This window comes from Rossellomorea sp. LjRoot5 (genome assembly GCF_964253455.1).
In the GTDB taxonomy this organism is placed as follows: domain Bacteria; phylum Bacillota; class Bacilli; order Bacillales; family Bacillaceae_B; genus Rossellomorea.
This window is the reverse complement of record NZ_CAXUQN020000001.1, coordinates 2,260,810-2,280,375: the sequence shown is the minus strand read 5'-3', so window position 1 is coordinate 2,280,375 and position 19,566 is coordinate 2,260,810. Positions and strand designations below refer to the sequence as shown.

The following is a 19,566-nucleotide window of genomic DNA, read 5'->3' as shown; positions in this document are numbered from 1 at the left end:
TGGAGGGGTTATCAATGGAAAAGTTTATTTTATCTTTGGATCAGGGAACTACAAGCTCAAGAGCCATCCTTTTTAATAAAAAAGGGGAAATCGTTCATACTGCTCAAAAGGAGTTTACTCAGCATTTTCCTAAACCGGGCTGGGTAGAACATAGTGCGAATGAAATTTGGGGATCTGTCCTTGCCGTCATTGCAAGCGTTTTATCGGAATCTAGTGTGAAACCCGATCAAATCGAAGGAATCGGGATCACGAATCAACGTGAAACAACAGTCGTTTGGGATAAAGAGACCGGTGACCCGGTATATAATGCGATTGTGTGGCAGTCCCGACAAACTGCTGGAATCTGTGAGGAATTAAAATCACAGGGACTAAACGATACCTTCCGTGATAAAACCGGTTTGCTGATTGATGCCTATTTCTCCGGCACAAAGGTGAAATGGATCTTGGACAATGTTGAAGGTGTAAAGCAAAAGGCGCAAGAAGGAAAGCTTCTGTTCGGAACGATCGACACATGGCTGATTTGGAAAATGTCTGGTGGAACGGCTCATGTAACGGATTATTCCAACGCTTCACGTACACTTATGTACAATATACATGACTTGAAATGGGACGAAGAGCTCCTTGATATTCTCGGCGTGCCGGCAAGTATGCTTCCAGAGGTCCGTCCTTCATCAGAAGTGTATGGGAAAACGGTTCCGTATCATTTCTTTGGTAGAGAAATCCCGATTGCAGGTGCGGCGGGAGATCAGCAGGCTGCATTATTCGGACAGGCATGCTATGAGAAAGGCATGGCTAAGAATACGTACGGGACAGGTTGCTTTATGCTGATGAATACAGGTGAGAAAGCGGTGAAGTCTGATAATGGTCTATTAACGACCCTTGCCTGGGGAATCGACGGAAAGGTGGAATATGCTCTTGAAGGCAGCATTTTCGTTGCAGGTTCTGCTATTCAATGGCTTCGCGATGGACTCCGCATGCTGAAAGATGCAAAGGATAGCGAGGACTATGCAGAAAAAGTGGACTCAACTGATGGCGTATATGTTGTACCTGCTTTTGTAGGCTTGGGAACTCCTTATTGGGATAGTGACGTTCGCGGTGCTGTATTCGGCTTAACGCGAGGCACCTCGAAGGAACATTTTGTAAGAGCCACTCTTGAATCCCTTGCTTATCAGACAAAGGATGTATTGACAGCCATGGAAGCCGATTCCGGAATTTCCCTTAAAAAACTGAGAGTCGATGGAGGGGCAGTCAAGAATGATTTCTTAATGCAATTCCAAAGTGACTTGCTATCCGTACCGGTCGAACGTCCAGTGGTCAATGAAACCACCGCATTAGGTGCTGCCTACCTTGCAGGACTTGCCGTCGGTTTCTGGAAAGATCGCGAAGAAATCTTCAAACAGTGGAATAAAGATAAACAATTCGAACCGGATATGGCCGTTGAGACACAGGAAGAACTATATGGCGGCTGGAAAAAAGCTGTAAAAGCAGCAATGGCTTTTAAATAAATGAAACATATGATATAATGAACCCAAGTTAATAAAACGGTTAGAGACCAAGAGAGACCAAACTTGCATTATGGCACATTTTGACCATGATGTTTGTTTCGGTCTCTTTTTTTATGGTTAAACAGTAGAGTAAGAGCAGAAATCATTTCTTTAATTCTTAGGAGGAACCAACTATGACATTTTCAAGCACTGCAAGAAGAGAAGTAAAACATACACTGTCTTCCAACCAATTCGACCTGATTGTCATCGGAGGAGGTATTACCGGTGCAGGGATTGCCCTCGATGCATCCAAACGTGGAATGAAAGTGGCGCTGGTGGAAATGCAGGACTTTGCCGCAGGTACATCCAGCCGTTCCACAAAATTGGTCCACGGGGGACTGCGTTACTTAAAACAATTCGAAGTCAAGATGGTGGCCGAGGTAGGAAAAGAACGTGAAATCGTATACGAAAACGGGCCGCATGTCACAACTCCTGAATGGATGCTGTTACCCCTTCATAAAGGAGGAACCTTCGGTAAATTTAGCACCTCGATCGGGTTGAAGGTCTATGACTATCTCGCAGGTGTTAAAAGAAATGAAAGACGATCCATGCTATCGGTATCAGAGACGTTAACAAAAGAGCCCCTCGTCAAAAAGGATGGGTTGAAGGGCGGCGGTTACTATGTTGAATATCGTACAGACGATGCACGTTTAACCATCGAGGTCATGAAGGAAGCAGTTGCACATGGGGCAACGGTTCTAAACTATATGAAATCCCAACGATTCCTCTATGACAACAAGAAAGTAGTCGGAATAGAAGCAGAAGACTTGGTGTCAGGTGAAACGATTGACATTCGCGGATCAAAAATTGTCAATGCTGCCGGTCCTTGGGTGGATGATGTCCGTGGTAAGGATTACAGCACGAATAATAAACAGCTCCGCCTGACCAAGGGAGTCCATCTTGTCATCGATCAAAGCAAATTCCCTCTTCAACAAGCCGTTTATTTTGATACACCGGATGGACGGATGGTATTCGCGATTCCTCGCAACGGGAAAGCTTACGTAGGGACAACGGACACATTCTTTGACTCTGAGAAAGCATCCCCTCATATGACATCAGAAGACAGAGATTATATTTTGAATGCGATTCACTTCATGTTTCCCGATGTGTCAGTAGGGATAGACGATGTGGAATCCAGCTGGGCAGGGGTGCGTCCATTGATATTCGAAAAAGGGAAGGATCCTTCTGAAATTTCGCGCAAAGATGAAGTCTGGGAAGCAGAAAGCGGACTGATCACCATTGCAGGCGGTAAGCTGACAGGGTACCGCAAGATGGGGGAACATGTCGTTGACCTTGTATCTAAACGTTTAAAAGAAGAACATAAGCAGAAGTTCCCTGCATCTTCGACAAAGCATATGCCGATTTCCGGTGGGCATGTTGGAGGATCGCAGAATTTTCAATCATTCATTGACCAGAAGGCAGGAGAAGCCACTCAATATGGATTAACAGAGTCGGAGGGTCGAAAGTTTGCCGGAATGTATGGCTCCAATGTGGATCAGCTATTCAAGCTTGCCCATGCTTACAGTGGATCAACGGATGAAAGGTCCGTCCCTCCTTACTTGTACGCCCAACTGATTTATGCGATTCAGGAAGAGATGGCAGCGACTCCAGTGGATTTCTTCATTCGACGGACAGGCGCTTTGTTCTTTGACCGTGAGTGGGTAGAGAAGTGGAAGGAACCAGTCATTGAGATGATGTCCAAATTGTTGAATTGGACTACTGAACAGAAAGACAAATACACTGCTGATTTAAACGAGGAATTAAAAAATGCAGTGGTACCGGTAGATTTACAATCATAAGGTTGAAAACGGCAGAATGCATTTTCTGCCGTTTTTTCAGTTATTAATGCACTTCATCAACACATGCATGTTGAATTATGCTTACAATTATATAAATATATGAAATGAAGCTGAAACCGCCTAAACCGTGCATTTCATTTATTGAGAGAACTTTATATCCCTTCAGAGGGAAGTTGAGGGAGCGAGGTCGTTACGGTAGAGTAAGAATAGAAATTGACACGACTCCTCGTTAAAAGGTTGGCTTCAATGGGATGAAGCCAGCCCTTTTTTTGTTTTCTTACTAAGAAAATATTCCTGTGAACGAGCTAGTAATTGCTATATTAATAAAAAGGGTGTTCTCTGATTGATGCGGAAGAGGCTGAAGTCTGAAAATAAAGAATTTTATTCTAATGAAGGAGAATTTTGTCAAAAGAGCGAATAAGCTTAAGGAGATCCAATTCCAAAAATGGAAAAAGTACATATCAATTTGAAGCGAGGTGAATGAATGGAAAGGGGCATCTGCCCTTTGTATGAATGAAGGGCGTTTATTAATGGTTTTACAGGGAAAAGAAGAGGAAGAGAAACGATGGTCGGTCCCTTCAGGTGGTCTTGAAGAAGGGGAAACCCTTAGGGATTGTTGTGAACGAGAAGTATGGGAAGAGACCGGCTATAAGGTGTATTCAGGGAAACATCTTTACACAAAATGGGGGTGTGAAGGCGACATTTCCACAACCATTCACTATTACGAAGTCCAACTTCTTGGAGGGAAAGCGACACTTCAAGATCCCGATCAATTAATACATAAGATTGAATGGATCTCACTTCAAGAGTTAAAAAATCTGCCCCTAGGCTTTCCAGAGGATCAATCCATCCTGGAGGCCTATATGAGCAAGAAACACAATATACTATAAAGAATTCAACTTATAAGGAGAGATTAGCATGGTAAAACGTACTGGTGAAGTCATCATGGGAGTGATCGGAATTGTCTTATCCGCTTTATTTTCCATCATTGGAATCGTACTGAACATGGGCATGAGCAGCCCGGAAGTGATGTCCCAAATCGAGGAAGGAATGGAAAGTGACCCGAATCTACAGGAATCAGGGATGACAGCAGGGGATATGAGTGCCATCATGGAAACAGCTGAATCCATGGGTTCTTATCTGGTGATCTTAGGCATAATTGCATCAATCCTTGGTATCATTGCGGTTATGACCATTGTCAAAAATAAAAAGCCGGTACTATCCGGAATCATGTTTATCATTGCTGCTCTTGTGATCGGACTTGGAACAATCGGATTCGGCTTCATTCCTGGACTTTTATTCTTAATCGCCGGCATCATGGCTTTTGTTCGTAAACCAAAAAGAACCGAAACCGTTTATTAATACGTATAGCTTAGAGAATTCTCACTGAGCTTTCTTTTTTGCCCGGCCACATCTTGCTTTCCGTTAGAAAATATACTATCTTAAAAGGAGAGTATAATATAAAACAAGAGACACTGGCGGCAACCAATGTCTCTTGCTACACAGCAAACTGCAAGGAAAGCAGTGGCCCAATAGAGAAAGGAACATAACTCTACCCTTCAAAGTTTAGGCGCTTCATGAGGGTGGGGTTATTTCTTTTTGTCATTTGAAATAACTATGGCAATGATGGAGACAATTAAAGAGCCAAATGTAATCATTAGCGTTAACGCCTCATACGTTGTCACTATAAGCACCACCTCCTTCTATAAGGAAGTGGCCACTCCCACCCTACATTCACTGTATACTCCAAATTATATCACATACGCCCTCCATCCTTTATAGGCAGGAGGTAGGAAAAGCCTACCCTGTTAAAAACACACACCCTTTAAAAACCGTCCCATACTACAATGATTTCAAACTTCACTTAAATATGTTAGCATAGATATGCTCACATTAAACGATTACATAACATCATGACACTTGAGGAGGAACACACGATGAAACACCGCATAGAAACGTTAAAAAAATGGTTAAAAGAAGAGAAAATTGACGCAGCATTTATCAATTCAACTGAAAACGTATTTTACTTAACGAATTTTCACACAGATCCACATGAGCGATTAATGGGACTGTTCTTATTTCCGGATGCCGAACCTTTTGTAGTGGTTCCAGGAATGGAAGCGAGACAAGTGAAGGATGCCGGATGGGGCAACGAAGTGATTGGCTACTCAGACCACGAAAATCCTTGGGACTTTATTAAGGATGCCGTTCATGAAAGAAAAATTACAGGGGAAAAAGTGGCCTTTGAGAATGAAGTCGTAACCTATGGACGCAGTCAGGCGTTTATAAACATCTTCGACTCGCCACATGTGGTGAACGTTGAAGACAAATTAAATCAAATGCGGGTAGTGAAGGATGAGGGCGAAATCGCGGTCATGCGCCGAGCAGCGGAAATGGCTGACTTTGGGGTTGAAGTAGGGGTAAGTGCACTTCAAGAAGGCATTACCGAAATGGAAGTCCTTGCAAAGATTGAATATGAATTAAAGAAAAAAGGAATCCGTGAAATGTCATTCTCTACAATGGTACTCTTCGGTGAAAAGGCTGGAGATCCACACGGTAATCCGGGAGACCGTAAACTGAAAGCGGGAGATTTCGTCCTGTTTGATCTAGGGGTTGTCCTTGAAGGCTATACTTCTGATATTACACGTACGTTCGCTTATAAGTCAGTGTCTGATAAACAGAAGGAAATCTACAACACTGTTCTAAAAGCAGAGCTCGCTTCCTTAGAAGCAAGCAAGCCAGGTAATCGCATTGGCGACCTGGATCAAATCGCACGTGACATCATCACAGATGCAGGATACGGTGATTACTTCCCACATCGAATCGGGCATGGATTAGGTATCAACGTCCATGAATTCCCTTCCATGAGTCATTTAAATGATGGCATATTAAAAGAAGGCATGACATACACAATAGAGCCTGGTATTTACGTGCCGGAAATCGGTGGTGTAAGGATTGAAGATGACGTCCTTATCACGAAGGACGGGTATACCACATTAACCAATTATCCAAAAGAACTTCAAATCATCGAATAAACACAGAAGGCTAACGTATAAGCGTTGGCCTTCTTTTTTTGAGCATGTCCCTAAACCTCCATATCGTTTGGTTTCACAGATTGACCATTCAACAAAAAAGTGAAACTTTTATCGATAAGGTTCGTATATACAGGGGAAGGAACACCACAGGGAGGACCGATACATGAATAAATTACTGATTCTCATAGCATTCAGCTTCTTAACAATGACAGGCTGCGGCATATTGGAAGAAGCAAATAACAGTTTAACCTATGTAGACGAGATGACCGATTACCTTAACGAAACTGATCAATTTGCGAATGACCTTCCCGGTTTAATGGAAAATGCTGCTGCTGATTCATCCGCTATTCCGGAACTTGAGACGAGACTTGTTGATATGAAAAATGAAATCAAGGAAATCAATGATTTAAATCCTCCTAAGCTAGCTGACGATATCCACCAAAAAGTGGAGGGATATAACCAACAAGCGTTGGAAGGAATCGATCGGGCTTTAGTTGAAATTGATAAAGGGGAAGTTCAAATATCAGAGCTCAAGAACCTTGAAATCGTGAATACATTCAATCAATTACAGGACATCAAAGGAAACTTGGAAAATCTAGGGCAGTAACGAACGGGTGTTACAGATTCAAAGTCTGTAACACCTTTTTACATACTGAATGAACATATATAACCCTCTAAAAGAACAACCAGTTTCTGATTAATCAAATGCAAGTCCGATTTCTTATTTTAGTAGAACAGCAGTTCTTAAAAAATGGTATAATGATAAAATCAATAAAATGAAAAGGAGAATGTTATGAAAGTCGTAATAGCTGAAAAACCCGACCAGGGAGCGACCCTTGCCAAGCCTTTTTCCCATAGGAAACGTCAAGGATATATCGAAGTTCATCCAAACGATGTATTCCCCAAAGGTGCTTATGTTACGTGGGCAGTTGGACATCTTTTTCAGCTTCAAGCCCCTGAGAAGTATGAAAGCAAATGGAAGAAATGGTCACTGGACGACCTTCCAATCATTCCACTCAGATTTCAATATGAGTTACAGAGGGCTAAAGCGAAACAATTCTCTATCATTAAAGACCTTCTTAAAAAAAACGAAGTCACAGAAATCATTCATGCAGGTGATGCAGGGCGTGAAGGGGAGTTAATCATCCGGAATATCATCTCCATGTCCAAGGTTCAGAAACCAATGAAGAGACTGTGGATTTCATCCCTGACTGAGAAAGCCATCATTCAAGGATTCGAGAGTCTACGGGAAGAAACAGAAATGAGAAGTTTATATTTTGAAGCCTATTCCAGGGCATGTGCCGATTGGCTCGTGGGTATGAATGCTTCAAGGGTGTACAGCATCCTGCTAAAAGAAAAGGGTATGTCCGATGTATTTTCTGCAGGCAGGGTTCAAACTCCGACTCTTGCCTTGATCGTGAGAAGGGACGAAGAGATCGACCGATTTAAAAGCGAACCCTTTTGGGAAGTGAAAGCAACCTTTCACATCGACGATCACATTTATGAAGGGATTTGGCAGAAAGATGGAGAGAGCCGGATTCAATCACGGGATCTTGCTGAAAGAATCGCTTCTTTTTGTCAAAACAAGCCTGCAACTGTCAGTAAATTGAACACAGAGAGGAAAGAGTTCGCACCACCCTTACTTTTCAATCTTTCAGCCCTGCAGGCAACCATCAATAAAATGTATAAGTTCTCACCTAAAAAAACATTGGATGTGCTGCAGAAACTGTATCAAAAAGGGATCGTCTCTTATCCAAGGTCTGATTCCCAATATGTCACGCAAGGTGAAGCTGAAAGCTTTCCTGAAATATTGAACAAACTGAAAGAGTTCAGCCCTTACAATCATTGGATCCCGACTCCCCATGCAAGCATCATGAACAATAAACGTTTTGTGAATGAAGCAAAGGTATCGGATCACTACGCGATTATCCCTACAGAGCAAGTAACAGATCCCCATTCCCTATCAGATGATGAACGAAAGATCTATGATGTCGTCGTTAAACGCTTTATCGCGGCTCACCACGACAAAGCGATCATCAATTACACGACCATCTCAACGGTCGTAGATGAAAGGGCTGAATTTGTTTCAAAAGGGAAGCAGATTTTACAGGAAGGCTGGCGTAAGGTTCTCATGCAAAACGAAAAAGAAGAGGAACCTCTCCTGCCACCTGTCGAAGAACAGGATAAAGGCGTCGTAAAGAAGGTCGTGACCAAAGAAGGGAAAACACAGCCCCCGAAACGCTACACAGAAGGACAACTCATCACCTTAATGAAGACGGCCGGTAAATATATGGACAATGATGAGCTTGAAAAAGTGTTGAAACAAACAGAAGGCCTTGGGACGGAAGCGACCCGGGCAGGCATCATCACCATGCTCAAAGATCGCAAGTACATTGATATCCAAAAAAATATCGTCTTTCCCACTGATAAAGCGAAGGTACTGATACGTGCAATAGGTGATAATGTGTTAGCATCTGCAGAAATGACGGCTAAGTGGGAGCAGCGACTGCAGGAGATAGGAAAAGGCAACGCATCTGCACCTGAATTTATGGAGCAAGTGAAGAAATTAAATGAACGGCTCGTTCAAAACGCCCTTCAGGAATCCACCACATGGAAGTTTGAGGATTTGGATACAATTTCTATTCAAAGAACGAAGGGAAGAAGCGGAAAAAGAGCTCCCAAAACAAGTATAGGCAACTGTTTGAAATGTGGTGGGAAAGTGATTGATAAAGGGAAATTCTATGGGTGTTCCAATTATCAGAGTACTAAGTGCAGCTTTACTATTTCTAAAACCATCTTATCAAAGAAAATGACACAGAAGATCGTTAAAAAGGTATTAACCGAAGGTAAATCCGACCGAATTGACGGATTCAAGAAAGGAGAAAAAGAATTCTCCGCTTATCTGAGCTGGGATGCCAATCAGAAAAAGATCCAATTCGAATTTGACATCAACTAGTGTAAAACGACTCCTTCTCGCAAGGGTCGTTTTCTTATATCTGACCAACTACCGATAGGTCGTATGCTTTAAAAGAAGTTTAATTTTATGTGAAATGGATAAAACAATAGAGTGATAAGAAATTAGAGAAAAAAATGGAGGGTATACATTGAAAAAGATATTAATGGTCTTAACAAATGAAAGTAAGATTGATGATGAACACGAAACAGGTCTATGGTTATCCGAGTTCGCTGAACCATATGAAGAATTTAAGAATCAAGGTTTTGGAGTGGACGTTGCAAGTTTGAAAGGCGGTCGCATCCCGCTGGATCCGAACAGCCTTGATGATGAACAAGTGGAGAAGTGGAAAGGGGTCACTAAAGAACTGGATCAAACGCTGGTCCTTTCCCAATTAAATGTAAATGAATATGCCGGTATCTTCTTACCAGGTGGACACGGGACGATGTTTGACCTGCCTGAAAGCCCTGAACTTCAAGAGGCATTAGTGCACTTTGCTGAAAATGATAAAGCGATCGGTTCCGTCTGCCACGGTCCGGCTGGATTTGTCGGAACGAAATTATCTAATGGTAAATGGCTGGTTGAAGGAAAAAGCTTAACTGCCTTCACGAATGAAGAAGAACAGCAAACCGGTCTTGATTCACTGATGCCGTTCTTATTAGAAACGAAATTGAGGGAACAGGGAGCTCAATTCGAAAAATCAGGTGCATGGAGCAATCATGTCATTACCGATGGTAAATTTGTGACGGGACAAAATCCACAATCAAGTCAAGCAGCGGCAGAAGCGTTCATTAAGGTTTTATAATACTGTAACTATTCTTAGAGCATGGACTTGGTCCATGCTCTTTTCTATTACTCTCAAACACATCGACAAATGTGATAAAATCGGTAGAAGAATAATTAAGAGGGGAGAAATATATGCAGGCTATTCGGATCATTATACAGATGACGATTCTTTGTTTATTTTATGAACTCGGAAGATGGTGTACCTCATTCTTTCATTTACCGATCCCCGGAAGTATTATCGGGATGCTGCTATTATTTCTATTATTATTAACAGGGGTACTGAATGAGCGTTTACTGTTGGATGGTTCAGGATTCTTTTTAAGACACTTCTCCTTCTTTTTCCTTCCCTTATCTGTCAGCGCCATTGTTCTCGGGCATTATTTTATCAAATATGGCTGGAAGCTGGTTATCGTTCTCATTGTAAGCGGGATGATTGGATTTTTGGCCACTTCGGTTTCAGCAGAGGTGTTCATTAAATGGAAGGAGAAAAGGAAATATGACCGGTCTTATTAATTCTCTACTATCAATAGGCATTTCTCTCCTATATTTTTCATTGGGTGTCAAGATTCATAAATGTTTGCCCAATCCGTTAACGATTCCGATTTTCTTAAGTACGATTGCGATTATTGCCACATTATTCACTATGGATATTTCCTATTCAACCTTTGCACAGAACACTTCACTCATCACTTATTTACTTGGACCTGCGACAGTATCTCTTGCGTACCCCCTTTATCAACACCGACAATTGCTTTTGAGAAACTTCCAGCCGATCTTGGTGGGCATCCTATTTGGAAGCGGCTTGTCCATGCTTGTATCCTATACCCTCAGCCTATGGTTGGGGATTCCGGATGAGTGGAACCGTTCACTACTGATTAAGACCATTACGACGCCTGTCGCAGTTGACATCGGCAGCGTAATCGGGGCAAAGATCGAGGTCATTCCTACCGTTGTCATCGTCACAGGGATGATAGGGGCAATGATCATTCCGTATCTCCTTAAGGCGATGGGAATTAAGCACCCTATTGCCAGGGGACTCCCATTCGGAGTCATCTCACACGGGGTTGGTACGGCACAGGCCATTAAAGAAGGTGAAAAAGAAGGGGCCGTAAGTGGTGCCGCCATGGCGTTGACCGCAACCATCATGTCTTTTGTCATTCCCGTACTCTTTCTGTTGATTTAATCATTTGTCCAAGGAAAAGCTAATGATGGAAAGCACCTTTATGAAGAAATCAGGGCTGGCCATGAAGTGATACATATTCATGAAAGCAGGGGCTTTCCCTTTAAAAATGAATGAGGTTTATGTATAGTAAGGGAAGGAAATTCAAAAAGAGAAGGAAGATATTATGATAGTCAAAACTGATGAAGATTTACAGGCACTCAAAGAAATTGGCCGTATTGTCGCAATGATCCGCGATGAATTACGCTCTCAAACAAAACCCGGCGTAACGACGAAGGAACTTGATGATTTATCAGGAAAAATGTTTGAAGAAAATGGCGCGATTTCAGGTCCTAAAGGAGAATATGACTTCCCGGGGTATACATGTATCAGTGTTAATGAAGAAGTTGCCCACGGGATTCCCGGAGAAAGAGTGATAAACGAAGGGGATCTTGTCAATATAGACGTTTCAGGATCAAAAAATGGATATTATGCTGATACTGGCATTTCATTTATTGTCGGAATGGGTGATCCCAAGCTGAAGGATTTATGCGACGCTGCATTAAAGTCTTTCCAGGCAGGACTTCAAAAGGCAAGAGCCGGCTCTAAACAAAATGGGATTGGAAAAGCCGTGAATAATGAAGCCAGGAAAAATGGTTATACGGTCATTATGAACCTGACCGGTCACGGTGTAGGGCGTTCCCTGCACGAGAAGCCGGATCATATCCTGAATTACTTCGACCCATGGGATAATGCACTCTTGAAGGAGGGAATGGTCATCGCCTTTGAACCATTCATCTCCACCAAAGCCCAAAACGTAGTGGAGAAAGGTGACGGATGGACCTACATCACCCCAGACAACAGCCTGGTCGCCCAAATTGAACACACCATCATCATTACACATAACGAACCCATTATCATAACAGAATAATGCGTGAGGGACGGACCTCGATTCTTAGGAGCAGCTCCTATGAGTCAAGGTCCGTCCCTCTCTTTGTATATGTTTTGTATAACCATTCACGCAATAGTGATGCAAGGGAATGGTTCTGTCCCAGTAAATTTTTCGAGGATATGAGAAGAGGTGGATCTGCTGAAAAAGATCGATTAAATCAATACATAGAAGTTTTTGAAATTTTACGAACAAAATGATTGTCATAGGAAAAAAGTTGGGGTAAAGTAAAGATATTGACGTTGTACAAAATTTATACATAACGACCAATAAATAACATTGTTATCGGAGGCATCCCCTTAATGGCTGTATTATTTTCAAGAAAACCGAAGTCTGAACCCGTAATGGTACCTGAATCAAATGTCATTGTCCTAAGCGACCAGAAACTGAATGAACGGCTTCATTACATGCAGTTTCAGGAGCACCATTTACAGGAATTAAAAGAAATTCTCCCCGTATACGATCAAATTTCTGACATCCTGCTAGATACTGTACTCGATCACTTATACAAGCATCCAAGTTTAGTGGATATTGTCGAGAACCATTCCAGCAGGGAACGATTAAAGTCCGTTTTCAACGATTATTTCCGTTCTTTATTTTCAGGTGAGTTGAATGATGAGTATTTTTCAATGAGGGAGCGAATGGGAAAAACCCATAACCGGAATGGGGTAACAATCGATTGGTTTATTTCGACTTACACCACCATTCAACATTTACTAATCCCAAAAATTGTAGAACTGTACCAAAACGAACCTTCTAAACTTGCATCTGTACTTGTTGCGATCGATCATGGTATCCATCTGGATGCAAGCATCGTTTCAGAATACTATATTCAGAGCAGGATGGACGAGCTTGAAAAACTGCATCAGGAAAATCAGGCACTGCAACTAGAAATGCTCAATATGAATACAGAACTGGAATCATCACTCAGTCAAACGGAGCAAAGCCTGAATGAGACTGCCAAGAAAGCTGAAAGCATACGTGCAGAATCGGAAAATACTGAGAAAAGCAGCAAAAATCTTCTTCAACTATCAAAAATGAATAAAGATCAAACGGATCATATGATAGATAGCTTTGGTGTCATCACAGAGCAAATCAACACGCTCCTTAAGGAAATCCAGGGCGTTAAGAACATTGCAGAACAGATCACGCCTCTTTCTAACTCAATCCAGCAAATCGCTGAACAGACAAATCTTCTGGCATTGAATGCCTCCATTGAAGCCGCACGGGCAGGAAATGAAGGCAGGGGGTTTGCAGTCGTTGCATCGGAGGTAAGAAAGCTTGCCGAAGATTCCAAAGAACTAAGCACATCCATTCATCAGTTGGTGAATGAAAGCAATAAGCAAATCGGAGTGGTCTCAAATCGTGTTCGAAACATGACAGACCTGACCGAAAACTCACGTAAAGAAATCGGAAATGTTCAAAGCGGGATCATGACGGTCCAGATGGAAATGGAAAACTATATGGATATGTTTAAACGAAACCAATCAGAATTAAATCATATCGTAGAGGCAATCAAGAAAATCAATCACACAACAGACGAGTTGGTCCAATTTGCTTCCACCATCATTCGGAAAATTAACAAATAAAAGAAAAGGGAAACCGGATTCAACCGGTTTCCCTTTTCTTTCCACGCTATACGATTTTGGTTTTCCCGCATTCCTGGCACTTACGATAAAACTTCCCATCCAGTACCCTTGATTTGAAAATATTATTTCCACATTCGCAACGACCACTATGCTCGTCGGGATCATCTTTATAAAGGACTACAATCTCTTCTTGATTTTCCATCCAGCTATTCCTCCAATACAAACCATTGTTCTCTCTATAGTATAGAGGGAACAGTCAAGCTTGTTAAGGAATAATCGTCACAATCTGCTAATAAATGCATTTCATTCAATTATTTTCTGACGCTAATTGACCTTGCTTGTCTCAAATGCCATTTAACCAAAGGGGAATACTCTACCACCAATAAATCCATAAATATCCTTTATATCTATATTATTCTAAACTTTTTTCCATAGTATTCCTCTACATGATAGTTTATACAGGAAATCGCTTTCTATTACAGTAGTGAAATATTCTTGACGCACGATGTTAAAGTTCCTGTTATTGAATTGAGATTTTACTATGTTAGTATTTTCCCTGTTAGCAAAAATAAATAAACCGCTAGCTACATAAGGAGGAATTTTTCAATGAAACTAAAAAAATCGATTATTTCTGTGGCTGCATTTACAACACTTGCAGTATCTGGTGGAGCTAGCGCTTCAGCACAAGACATAGAAGTAAAAAAAGGCGACACTTTATGGGGACTTGCAAATGAATACGGAACATCCGTTGATCAACTCATGACATGGAACAACTTAGGTTCATCCATCATTTATCCTGATCAGGAATTACAGGTTTCTTCAAAGGAATACTATACAGTCAAAAAAGGTGACACCCTTTGGGGAATATCTTCCCTATATGGTATTTCAGTGGACAGCTTGATAGGATGGAACGCACTTGAAAGTGACCTGATTGTCCCTGGCCAAGAATTAGTCATCAACTTAGACGATAAAGCACCTTCAGCTACTGCACATACTTCTGAGAAGGCAGAAGCGCCTGCTCCAGAACCAAAAGCAGAAGTAGCTCCAGAAGCTGAAGCACCTGCAGCGGAAACGGCAGAAGCAAAACCTGTACAAGCTGAACCGGCTGCCGAAGAAAAAGCAGTGAAAGAAATTACTGTTGAAGCAACTGCTTATACAGCCGATTGTGAAGGTTGTTCAGGTACTACAGCTACCGGTGTGAATTTAAAAGAAAATCCGGATGCTAAAGTAATTGCAGTAGATCCTAATGTCATCCCGCTTGGATCAAAAGTATATGTTGAAGGCTACGGCTATGCTACTGCGGAAGACACCGGCGGAGCGATCAAAGGAAACCGAATTGATGTTTTCATTCCATCAAAAGATCAAGCCGTTGATTTTGGAAGAAAAACAGTAAACGTAAAAATTCTTGAAACAAAATAATAGATTCTAAACCACTGAGACGAGATTCTCAGTGGTTTTTTGTTTATTCCGGATAGTGATTAATCATGATCCCTCCAGTTTACACTTATATTTTCCTCATTAACTATCAATATTTCCCTCTATAAGAAATACATAGGATTAAGTACGACAAGGTCGACTCAATAGTAGAAATATTACATGCTTGTCATCTAATTGTTATTGGTTTATAAACAGTTTGTTATGTATCTGAGGTAAGTCTATGTTACTATTTCAACTGTTGGTCTAAAGGCCAAACACAAAAGGAGGAATTTGACAAGATGAAAAAAGGTTTATTTTCCATTTTTTCCTTCGCAGTTTTTCTTTCAATCGGACTTGCCTCTGTTTCTGCAGAGAGTAATGATACTGCTATCAATGATTATCATAATATAGAAGAAGGCGATATCCTCTGGGAAATCGCGAACCGATATCATGTTTCCGTCGACGAGGTCGGCACACGCAAGCAATTGTTAGAAGAAGGGTATTCTGTGAATAATGATTCAGAGGAAACGCAAGCAGTGAAAGCAGCAAAGACCACTGATCAACAAACTAATAACGTTGTGAAAGAATTAGATATCAAAGCAACTGCTTATACGGCACATTGTGATGGGTGTATCGGTATTACGAAGACAGGGGTAGACCTGATTGAGAATCCTGATGCGAGAGTCATAGCTGTCGATCCAAACGTCATACCTCTAGGGTCCAAGGTATATATTGAAGGGTATGGTTATGCCCGAGCAGAAGATACCGGTGGAGCCATCAAAGGGAACCGCATCGATATCTATATGGAAAAAGAAAAAGATGCCCTTCAATATGGGGTAAGAAATGTGAAAGTCAAAATTATTGAAGAATAATGAATGAAAAGGGCGCCGGTTGGCGTCCTCTTTCATTCGTTGACTTATTTCCCGTAATAACGGCTGACGGAGTTCCTACTTTTCCTTACGGCTATTTCTTGCTGATGGAGCAACGGATTTTAACTCGATTTCTTCACCCATCTGTTGTTGTGCCAATTTTTTTGCTGCTTCATGCTGTGTTCTCTTATTATTATTTTTCATTGAATTTCCTCCTCACATATGTCTCTTTATATGTTCCACTACTGGAGGCGTTTCACCATACTAAAATCATGGCAAAATTACCAATTCATCCTTTCTGGCATCGGGTTCTAATCGTGTTCTCTTTCGCATCACTTCTTCCTATATAGTCATAAAATCTCACTTAAGCAGAACACTAAACCTTTGCACTCAGGGCTTTTGATGAAGCGGTTTCATTTCCATCTAAGCTTCGTTAAAAAGATTTTGATATTAAGGGGAAATCGATCTAAAAGAAAAGGAATGAAAATGAAAAAAAGACAAAGACTAATAAAAATAATGATGGTTTTCACTTGCAAAGTTAAACTTCTTTCTGATAGGGTAACAAATGTTGGTTTTATAAGAGAGTGACAAGGGAATAGGTAATAAGTAATCATTCCCTCATCCTCAGAATGCACATTTTCCCATTTGCATTAACCGGGACTCTTCGATGAGGGGTCTAGACAGTAGGTGTACATACGAATTCATAAACACCTCGAATCCCACTGTAGTTCCCTTCATTTAGAAAGAGCCAAAACAAAAACCTAAATACGGAAAGGAGAATTTCATGAAGAGAATATCAAATGTTTTCTGGATTACCGTCATTTTGGTTGTTGCTTCCGTTGCATATGGAGCAATCGCGCCAAAATCATTTGAAGACGTAACAACAAAAATGCAAGCATTTATCACTTCAACTTTTGGTTGGTATTATCTTATTTTAGTTACAGTGATTGTCATCTTCTGTGTGTTCTTAATCTTTAGTCCCATGGGAACAATTCGATTAGGAAAACCGGATGAAAAACCCGAGTATACAAGAGGAACATGGTTCGCCATGTTGTTTAGTGCAGGAATGGGAATTGGATTAGTATTCTGGGGGGCAGCCGAACCGCTGTCTCACTATATGACCCCTCCGATGGCAGAAGGGGGGACCGACCAGGCGATTAAAGAAGCAATGCGTTATACATTCTTTCACTGGGGGGTTCACGCATGGGGGATCTATGCGATCGTTGCTTTAGCACTTGCATACTCTAAATTCCGAAAAGATGAGCCTGGGTTAATTTCCGCGACATTGAAACCGATCTTTGGCGATAAGATGAATGGACCACTCGGAACGATCATCGATGTCCTGGCTGTATTCGCTACGGTTGTAGGGGTAGCCACAACCCTCGGATTTGGAGCGGCACAGATTAACGGAGGATTATCTTATCTGTTGGATATTCCAAACAACTTCACCGTCCAGGCGATCATCATCGGGATTGTAACCGTTCTGTTCATGATTTCTGCATGGTCCGGGTTAAGTAAAGGTATCAAGTACTTATCCAATACAAATATGGTACTCGCTGTATTGCTTCTCGTACTGGTATTCTTTATTGGACCGACTTTATTAATTCTCAATATGTTTACTGATACGATTGGGGCTTATATTCAAAATATCGCCGCAATGAGTTTCAGGATCGCTCCATTAAATGAAGAGCACCGTTCATGGATCAATGGTTGGACCATTTTCTACTGGGCATGGTGGATTTCATGGTCACCGTTCGTGGGTATCTTCATCGCACGTGTTTCAAGAGGTAGAACGATTCGTGAATTCCTGATTGGTGTATTATTATTACCTGCTCTAGTCAGCTTCATCTGGTTCGCTACCTTTGGTACATCCGCCATTGAAGTTCAACAAGCCGGCGCAGCTCTTTCTGATTTAAAAACGGAAGAAGTATTGTTTGCTGTCTTTAACGGATTTGAATGGTCAACGATTCTTTCAGTCATTGCCATTACATTGATTGGAACATTCTTTATCACATCTGCTGACTCGGCTACATTCGTGTTGGGGATGCAAACGACTTATGGTTCGTTAACCCCTCCAAACTATGTAAAACTAACATGGGGACTCGCACAGTCTACCGTAGCATTAATTTTACTATACAGCGGAGGGTTACAGGCTTTACAGAATGCATTGATTGTTGCAGCACTGCCATTCTCGGTGATCATGGCACTCATGATGGTTTCTCTGTACAAGTCATTGAACCAGGAGAAAAAGGAACTTGGGTTATACATTAAACCTAAGCCAAGAAAAACAAAAGAACCTAAAGAACACATGTAAACGACTTAAAAGCGCCTGGAAACTTCCAGGCGCTTTATTTATACTTTCATTAGGTTCAACTAGACATTTTACTCATTTTTTCTCTTATTTAAAAACCAAAAACCTTTATTTATGCGGATTTCGATCCGTATGCAGAACCTGGATGGGAAATGCTTGATGATTTTAATTAACCTACATTTTGTCCACTACATACATTAATATCGTAGTAAGATAACTGGAGGTGACTGATGATGTATGGATATGGATACCCTGGATATGGATATGGCTGCGGTGGTGGTGGCTACGCTGGTGGTTTCGCGTTAATCGTAGTTTTATTCATCCTTTTAATTATCGTTGGAGCAGCGTTTGTTTGTTAACAATAAATAGATAATGGATGGATGTCCTTTAGAAGCAGAGAGCCTTCTGCTTAGGGGGCATCTTTTTTTACATAATGGATTGTCATAAATGAATTCTCATATTAGAATACAAGGTGCAGCCATAACCTTGTAAAGGATCGACATCAATGACAAAAAAACAGGCCAGAAAAAAGCAGTCAAGAAAAAATAAGCAATCATCACCCATAAGAATGCTTCTTATCCCCATCATCATTTTAGCTATTTATTATGCACTCAATTATGATGACCCATCATTTAACCTCTCATCGATTGGAAAAAATGAGATACCTTCTGAATATATCCCCATCTATAAAGCAGCTGAAGATGAATACGGAGTGCCCTGGTATCTTTTAGCTGCCCACCACAGGGTTGAAACGAAATTCTCCACCATGAAGTCCCTTGTCTCTCCAGCCGGGGCAGAGGGCCACATGCAGTTTATGCCCTGTACCTTTGTAGGCTGGTCACATCCAAGTTGTTCGGGACTCGGAAAAGGGGATATCCCAACAGATCAAAAAACGGACCCTGCCGTCATTGAAAAATATGGCGGATATGGCGTGGATGCAAACGGGGATGGAAAAGCGGATCCTTTCCAGATTGAAGATGCCATATTCAGTGCCGCCAACTATCTGGCTCATAATGGAGCTGCTGAAGGAAAGCTCGAACAAGCTGTATTTGCCTACAACCATAGCGAACAATATGTTGAAGATGTCCTCTATTATGCTGACCGATTCGTGGAAGAGGACGAGGAAGGTAAACCCATGTAATTTCTTATTTTTGTC

At 41.5% G+C, this 19,566-nt stretch carries 19 protein-coding genes and 1 pseudogene; 17 read left to right on the top strand and 3 right to left on the bottom strand.

What is annotated here, in order from left to right:
- Positions 1–14 precede the first annotated feature (14 nt).
- The 4 genes from glpK to ACSQ2E_RS11725 all read left to right on the top strand — a co-directional run bounded on the left by glpK (position 15) and on the right by ACSQ2E_RS11725 (position 4,705).
- The gene (gene glpK / locus ACSQ2E_RS11740) at positions 15–1,505 is read left to right on the top strand and encodes a glycerol kinase GlpK (protein ID WP_435990698.1); all 1,491 of its coding nucleotides are present in this window, start codon (positions 15–17) and stop codon (positions 1,503–1,505) included.
- 173 nt (positions 1,506–1,678) lie between these two features.
- The gene (locus tag ACSQ2E_RS11735; RefSeq protein ID WP_435990697.1) at positions 1,679–3,343 is read left to right on the top strand and encodes a glycerol-3-phosphate dehydrogenase/oxidase; all 1,665 of its coding nucleotides are present in this window, start codon (positions 1,679–1,681) and stop codon (positions 3,341–3,343) included.
- 476 nt (positions 3,344–3,819) lie between these two features.
- A complete protein-coding gene (locus tag ACSQ2E_RS11730) occupies positions 3,820–4,233 on the top strand; it encodes an NUDIX hydrolase (RefSeq protein ID WP_435990696.1) in 414 nt (137 codons plus the stop codon).
- A 28-nt stretch (positions 4,234–4,261) separates the two neighbouring features.
- Positions 4,262–4,705, top strand: coding sequence for a DUF4064 domain-containing protein (locus ACSQ2E_RS11725; protein ID WP_435990695.1), 444 nt, complete (start codon positions 4,262–4,264; stop codon positions 4,703–4,705).
- Between the two features lie 227 nt (positions 4,706–4,932).
- On the opposite strand, the gene ACSQ2E_RS11720 is transcribed toward ACSQ2E_RS11725, so the two are convergent.
- On the bottom strand, positions 4,933–5,028 hold the full coding sequence (locus ACSQ2E_RS11720; RefSeq protein WP_224940763.1) for a putative holin-like toxin: 96 nt from the start codon (positions 5,026–5,028) through the stop codon (positions 4,933–4,935).
- A 252-nt stretch (positions 5,029–5,280) separates the two neighbouring features.
- Here ACSQ2E_RS11720 and ACSQ2E_RS11715 point away from each other — a divergent pair, with 252 nt between their 5' ends.
- The 8 genes from ACSQ2E_RS11715 to ACSQ2E_RS11680 all read left to right on the top strand — a co-directional run bounded on the left by ACSQ2E_RS11715 (position 5,281) and on the right by ACSQ2E_RS11680 (position 13,814).
- The gene (locus tag ACSQ2E_RS11715) at positions 5,281–6,378 is read left to right on the top strand and encodes a M24 family metallopeptidase (RefSeq protein WP_435990694.1); all 1,098 of its coding nucleotides are present in this window, start codon (positions 5,281–5,283) and stop codon (positions 6,376–6,378) included.
- 163 nt (positions 6,379–6,541) lie between these two features.
- On the top strand, positions 6,542–6,985 hold the full coding sequence (locus ACSQ2E_RS11710) for a DUF6376 family protein (RefSeq protein WP_435990693.1): 444 nt from the start codon (positions 6,542–6,544) through the stop codon (positions 6,983–6,985).
- A gap of 186 nt (positions 6,986–7,171) precedes the next feature.
- Positions 7,172–9,334: a DNA topoisomerase III gene (locus ACSQ2E_RS11705; RefSeq protein WP_435990692.1), complete on the top strand. Its 2,163-nt coding sequence runs from the start codon at positions 7,172–7,174 to the stop codon at positions 9,332–9,334.
- Positions 9,335–9,482: 148 nt separating this feature from the next.
- Positions 9,483–10,136 (top strand): type 1 glutamine amidotransferase domain-containing protein, encoded by a 654-nt coding sequence (locus tag ACSQ2E_RS11700; RefSeq protein WP_435990691.1) that lies wholly within the window; start codon positions 9,483–9,485, stop codon positions 10,134–10,136.
- A 113-nt stretch (positions 10,137–10,249) separates the two neighbouring features.
- The gene (locus tag ACSQ2E_RS11695) at positions 10,250–10,630 is read left to right on the top strand and encodes a CidA/LrgA family protein (RefSeq protein WP_435990690.1); all 381 of its coding nucleotides are present in this window, start codon (positions 10,250–10,252) and stop codon (positions 10,628–10,630) included.
- Complete coding sequence (locus tag ACSQ2E_RS11690) at positions 10,614–11,300, top strand: LrgB family protein (RefSeq protein WP_435990689.1); 687 nt, start codon at positions 10,614–10,616, stop codon at positions 11,298–11,300. Before ACSQ2E_RS11695 ends, ACSQ2E_RS11690 begins: the two co-directional genes overlap by 17 nt.
- Before the next feature lie 163 nt (positions 11,301–11,463).
- Entirely contained in the window at positions 11,464–12,207 is a 744-nt protein-coding gene (map, locus tag ACSQ2E_RS11685) for a type I methionyl aminopeptidase (RefSeq protein WP_435990688.1), read from the top strand.
- A 320-nt stretch (positions 12,208–12,527) separates the two neighbouring features.
- Entirely contained in the window at positions 12,528–13,814 is a 1,287-nt protein-coding gene (locus ACSQ2E_RS11680) for a methyl-accepting chemotaxis protein (protein WP_435990687.1), read from the top strand.
- A gap of 46 nt (positions 13,815–13,860) precedes the next feature.
- On the opposite strand, the gene ACSQ2E_RS11675 is transcribed toward ACSQ2E_RS11680, so the two are convergent.
- Positions 13,861–14,016, bottom strand: a complete 156-nt coding sequence (locus ACSQ2E_RS11675) for a hypothetical protein (RefSeq protein WP_098440347.1) — start codon at positions 14,014–14,016, stop codon at positions 13,861–13,863.
- A gap of 404 nt (positions 14,017–14,420) precedes the next feature.
- Between ACSQ2E_RS11675 and ACSQ2E_RS11670 the strand changes: the two genes are divergently transcribed.
- Positions 14,421–15,233, top strand: a complete 813-nt coding sequence (locus ACSQ2E_RS11670) for a LysM peptidoglycan-binding domain-containing protein (RefSeq protein WP_435990686.1) — start codon at positions 14,421–14,423, stop codon at positions 15,231–15,233.
- A 296-nt stretch (positions 15,234–15,529) separates the two neighbouring features.
- Complete coding sequence (locus ACSQ2E_RS11665) at positions 15,530–16,102, top strand: 3D domain-containing protein (RefSeq protein ID WP_435990685.1); 573 nt, start codon at positions 15,530–15,532, stop codon at positions 16,100–16,102.
- A gap of 75 nt (positions 16,103–16,177) precedes the next feature.
- Here ACSQ2E_RS11665 and ACSQ2E_RS11660 read toward each other — a convergent pair whose 3' ends face one another.
- The gene (locus tag ACSQ2E_RS11660) at positions 16,178–16,303 is read right to left on the bottom strand and encodes a hypothetical protein (RefSeq protein WP_435990684.1); all 126 of its coding nucleotides are present in this window, start codon (positions 16,301–16,303) and stop codon (positions 16,178–16,180) included.
- A 580-nt stretch (positions 16,304–16,883) separates the two neighbouring features.
- On the opposite strand from ACSQ2E_RS11660, the gene ACSQ2E_RS11655 reads away from it, so the two are divergent.
- The 3 genes and pseudogenes from ACSQ2E_RS11655 (at position 16,884) to ACSQ2E_RS11645 (ending at position 19,551) form a co-directional block, all read left to right on the top strand.
- Complete coding sequence (locus tag ACSQ2E_RS11655; RefSeq protein ID WP_435990683.1) at positions 16,884–18,413, top strand: glycine betaine uptake BCCT transporter; 1,530 nt, start codon at positions 16,884–16,886, stop codon at positions 18,411–18,413.
- Positions 18,414–18,688: 275 nt separating this feature from the next.
- A pseudogene (locus ACSQ2E_RS11650) lies at positions 18,689–18,769 on the top strand (YjcZ family sporulation protein); the annotation flags it as partial.
- Between the two features lie 146 nt (positions 18,770–18,915).
- Entirely contained in the window at positions 18,916–19,551 is a 636-nt protein-coding gene (locus ACSQ2E_RS11645) for a lytic transglycosylase domain-containing protein (protein WP_435990682.1), read from the top strand.
- The last annotated feature ends 15 nt before the right edge of the window (positions 19,552–19,566 follow it).

Excerpts from the sequence above, each read along its gene's own strand:
- ACSQ2E_RS11690 (WP_435990689.1), top strand. The coding sequence starts at position 10,614 with ATGACCGGTCTTATTAATTCTCTACTATCAATAGGCATTTCTCTCCTA.
- ACSQ2E_RS11670 (WP_435990686.1), top strand. The coding sequence starts at position 14,421 with ATGAAACTAAAAAAATCGATTATTTCTGTGGCTGCATTTACAACACTT.
- ACSQ2E_RS11665 (WP_435990685.1), top strand. The coding sequence starts at position 15,530 with ATGAAAAAAGGTTTATTTTCCATTTTTTCCTTCGCAGTTTTTCTTTCA.
- map (WP_435990688.1), top strand. The coding sequence starts at position 11,464 with ATGATAGTCAAAACTGATGAAGATTTACAGGCACTCAAAGAAATTGGC.
- ACSQ2E_RS11725 (WP_435990695.1), top strand. The coding sequence starts at position 4,262 with ATGGTAAAACGTACTGGTGAAGTCATCATGGGAGTGATCGGAATTGTC.
- ACSQ2E_RS11660 (WP_435990684.1), bottom strand. The coding sequence starts at position 16,303 with ATGAAAAATAATAATAAGAGAACACAGCATGAAGCAGCAAAAAAATTG.
- ACSQ2E_RS11735 (WP_435990697.1), top strand. The coding sequence starts at position 1,679 with ATGACATTTTCAAGCACTGCAAGAAGAGAAGTAAAACATACACTGTCT.
- ACSQ2E_RS11645 (WP_435990682.1), top strand. The coding sequence starts at position 18,916 with ATGACAAAAAAACAGGCCAGAAAAAAGCAGTCAAGAAAAAATAAGCAA.
- ACSQ2E_RS11710 (WP_435990693.1), top strand. The coding sequence starts at position 6,542 with ATGAATAAATTACTGATTCTCATAGCATTCAGCTTCTTAACAATGACA.
- ACSQ2E_RS11695 (WP_435990690.1), top strand. The coding sequence starts at position 10,250 with ATGCAGGCTATTCGGATCATTATACAGATGACGATTCTTTGTTTATTT.
- ACSQ2E_RS11705 (WP_435990692.1), top strand. The coding sequence starts at position 7,172 with ATGAAAGTCGTAATAGCTGAAAAACCCGACCAGGGAGCGACCCTTGCC.
- ACSQ2E_RS11715 (WP_435990694.1), top strand. The coding sequence starts at position 5,281 with ATGAAACACCGCATAGAAACGTTAAAAAAATGGTTAAAAGAAGAGAAA.
- ACSQ2E_RS11655 (WP_435990683.1), top strand. The coding sequence starts at position 16,884 with ATGAAGAGAATATCAAATGTTTTCTGGATTACCGTCATTTTGGTTGTT.
- glpK (WP_435990698.1), top strand. The coding sequence starts at position 15 with ATGGAAAAGTTTATTTTATCTTTGGATCAGGGAACTACAAGCTCAAGA.
- ACSQ2E_RS11680 (WP_435990687.1), top strand. The coding sequence starts at position 12,528 with ATGGCTGTATTATTTTCAAGAAAACCGAAGTCTGAACCCGTAATGGTA.
- ACSQ2E_RS11675 (WP_098440347.1), bottom strand. The coding sequence starts at position 14,016 with ATGGAAAATCAAGAAGAGATTGTAGTCCTTTATAAAGATGATCCCGAC.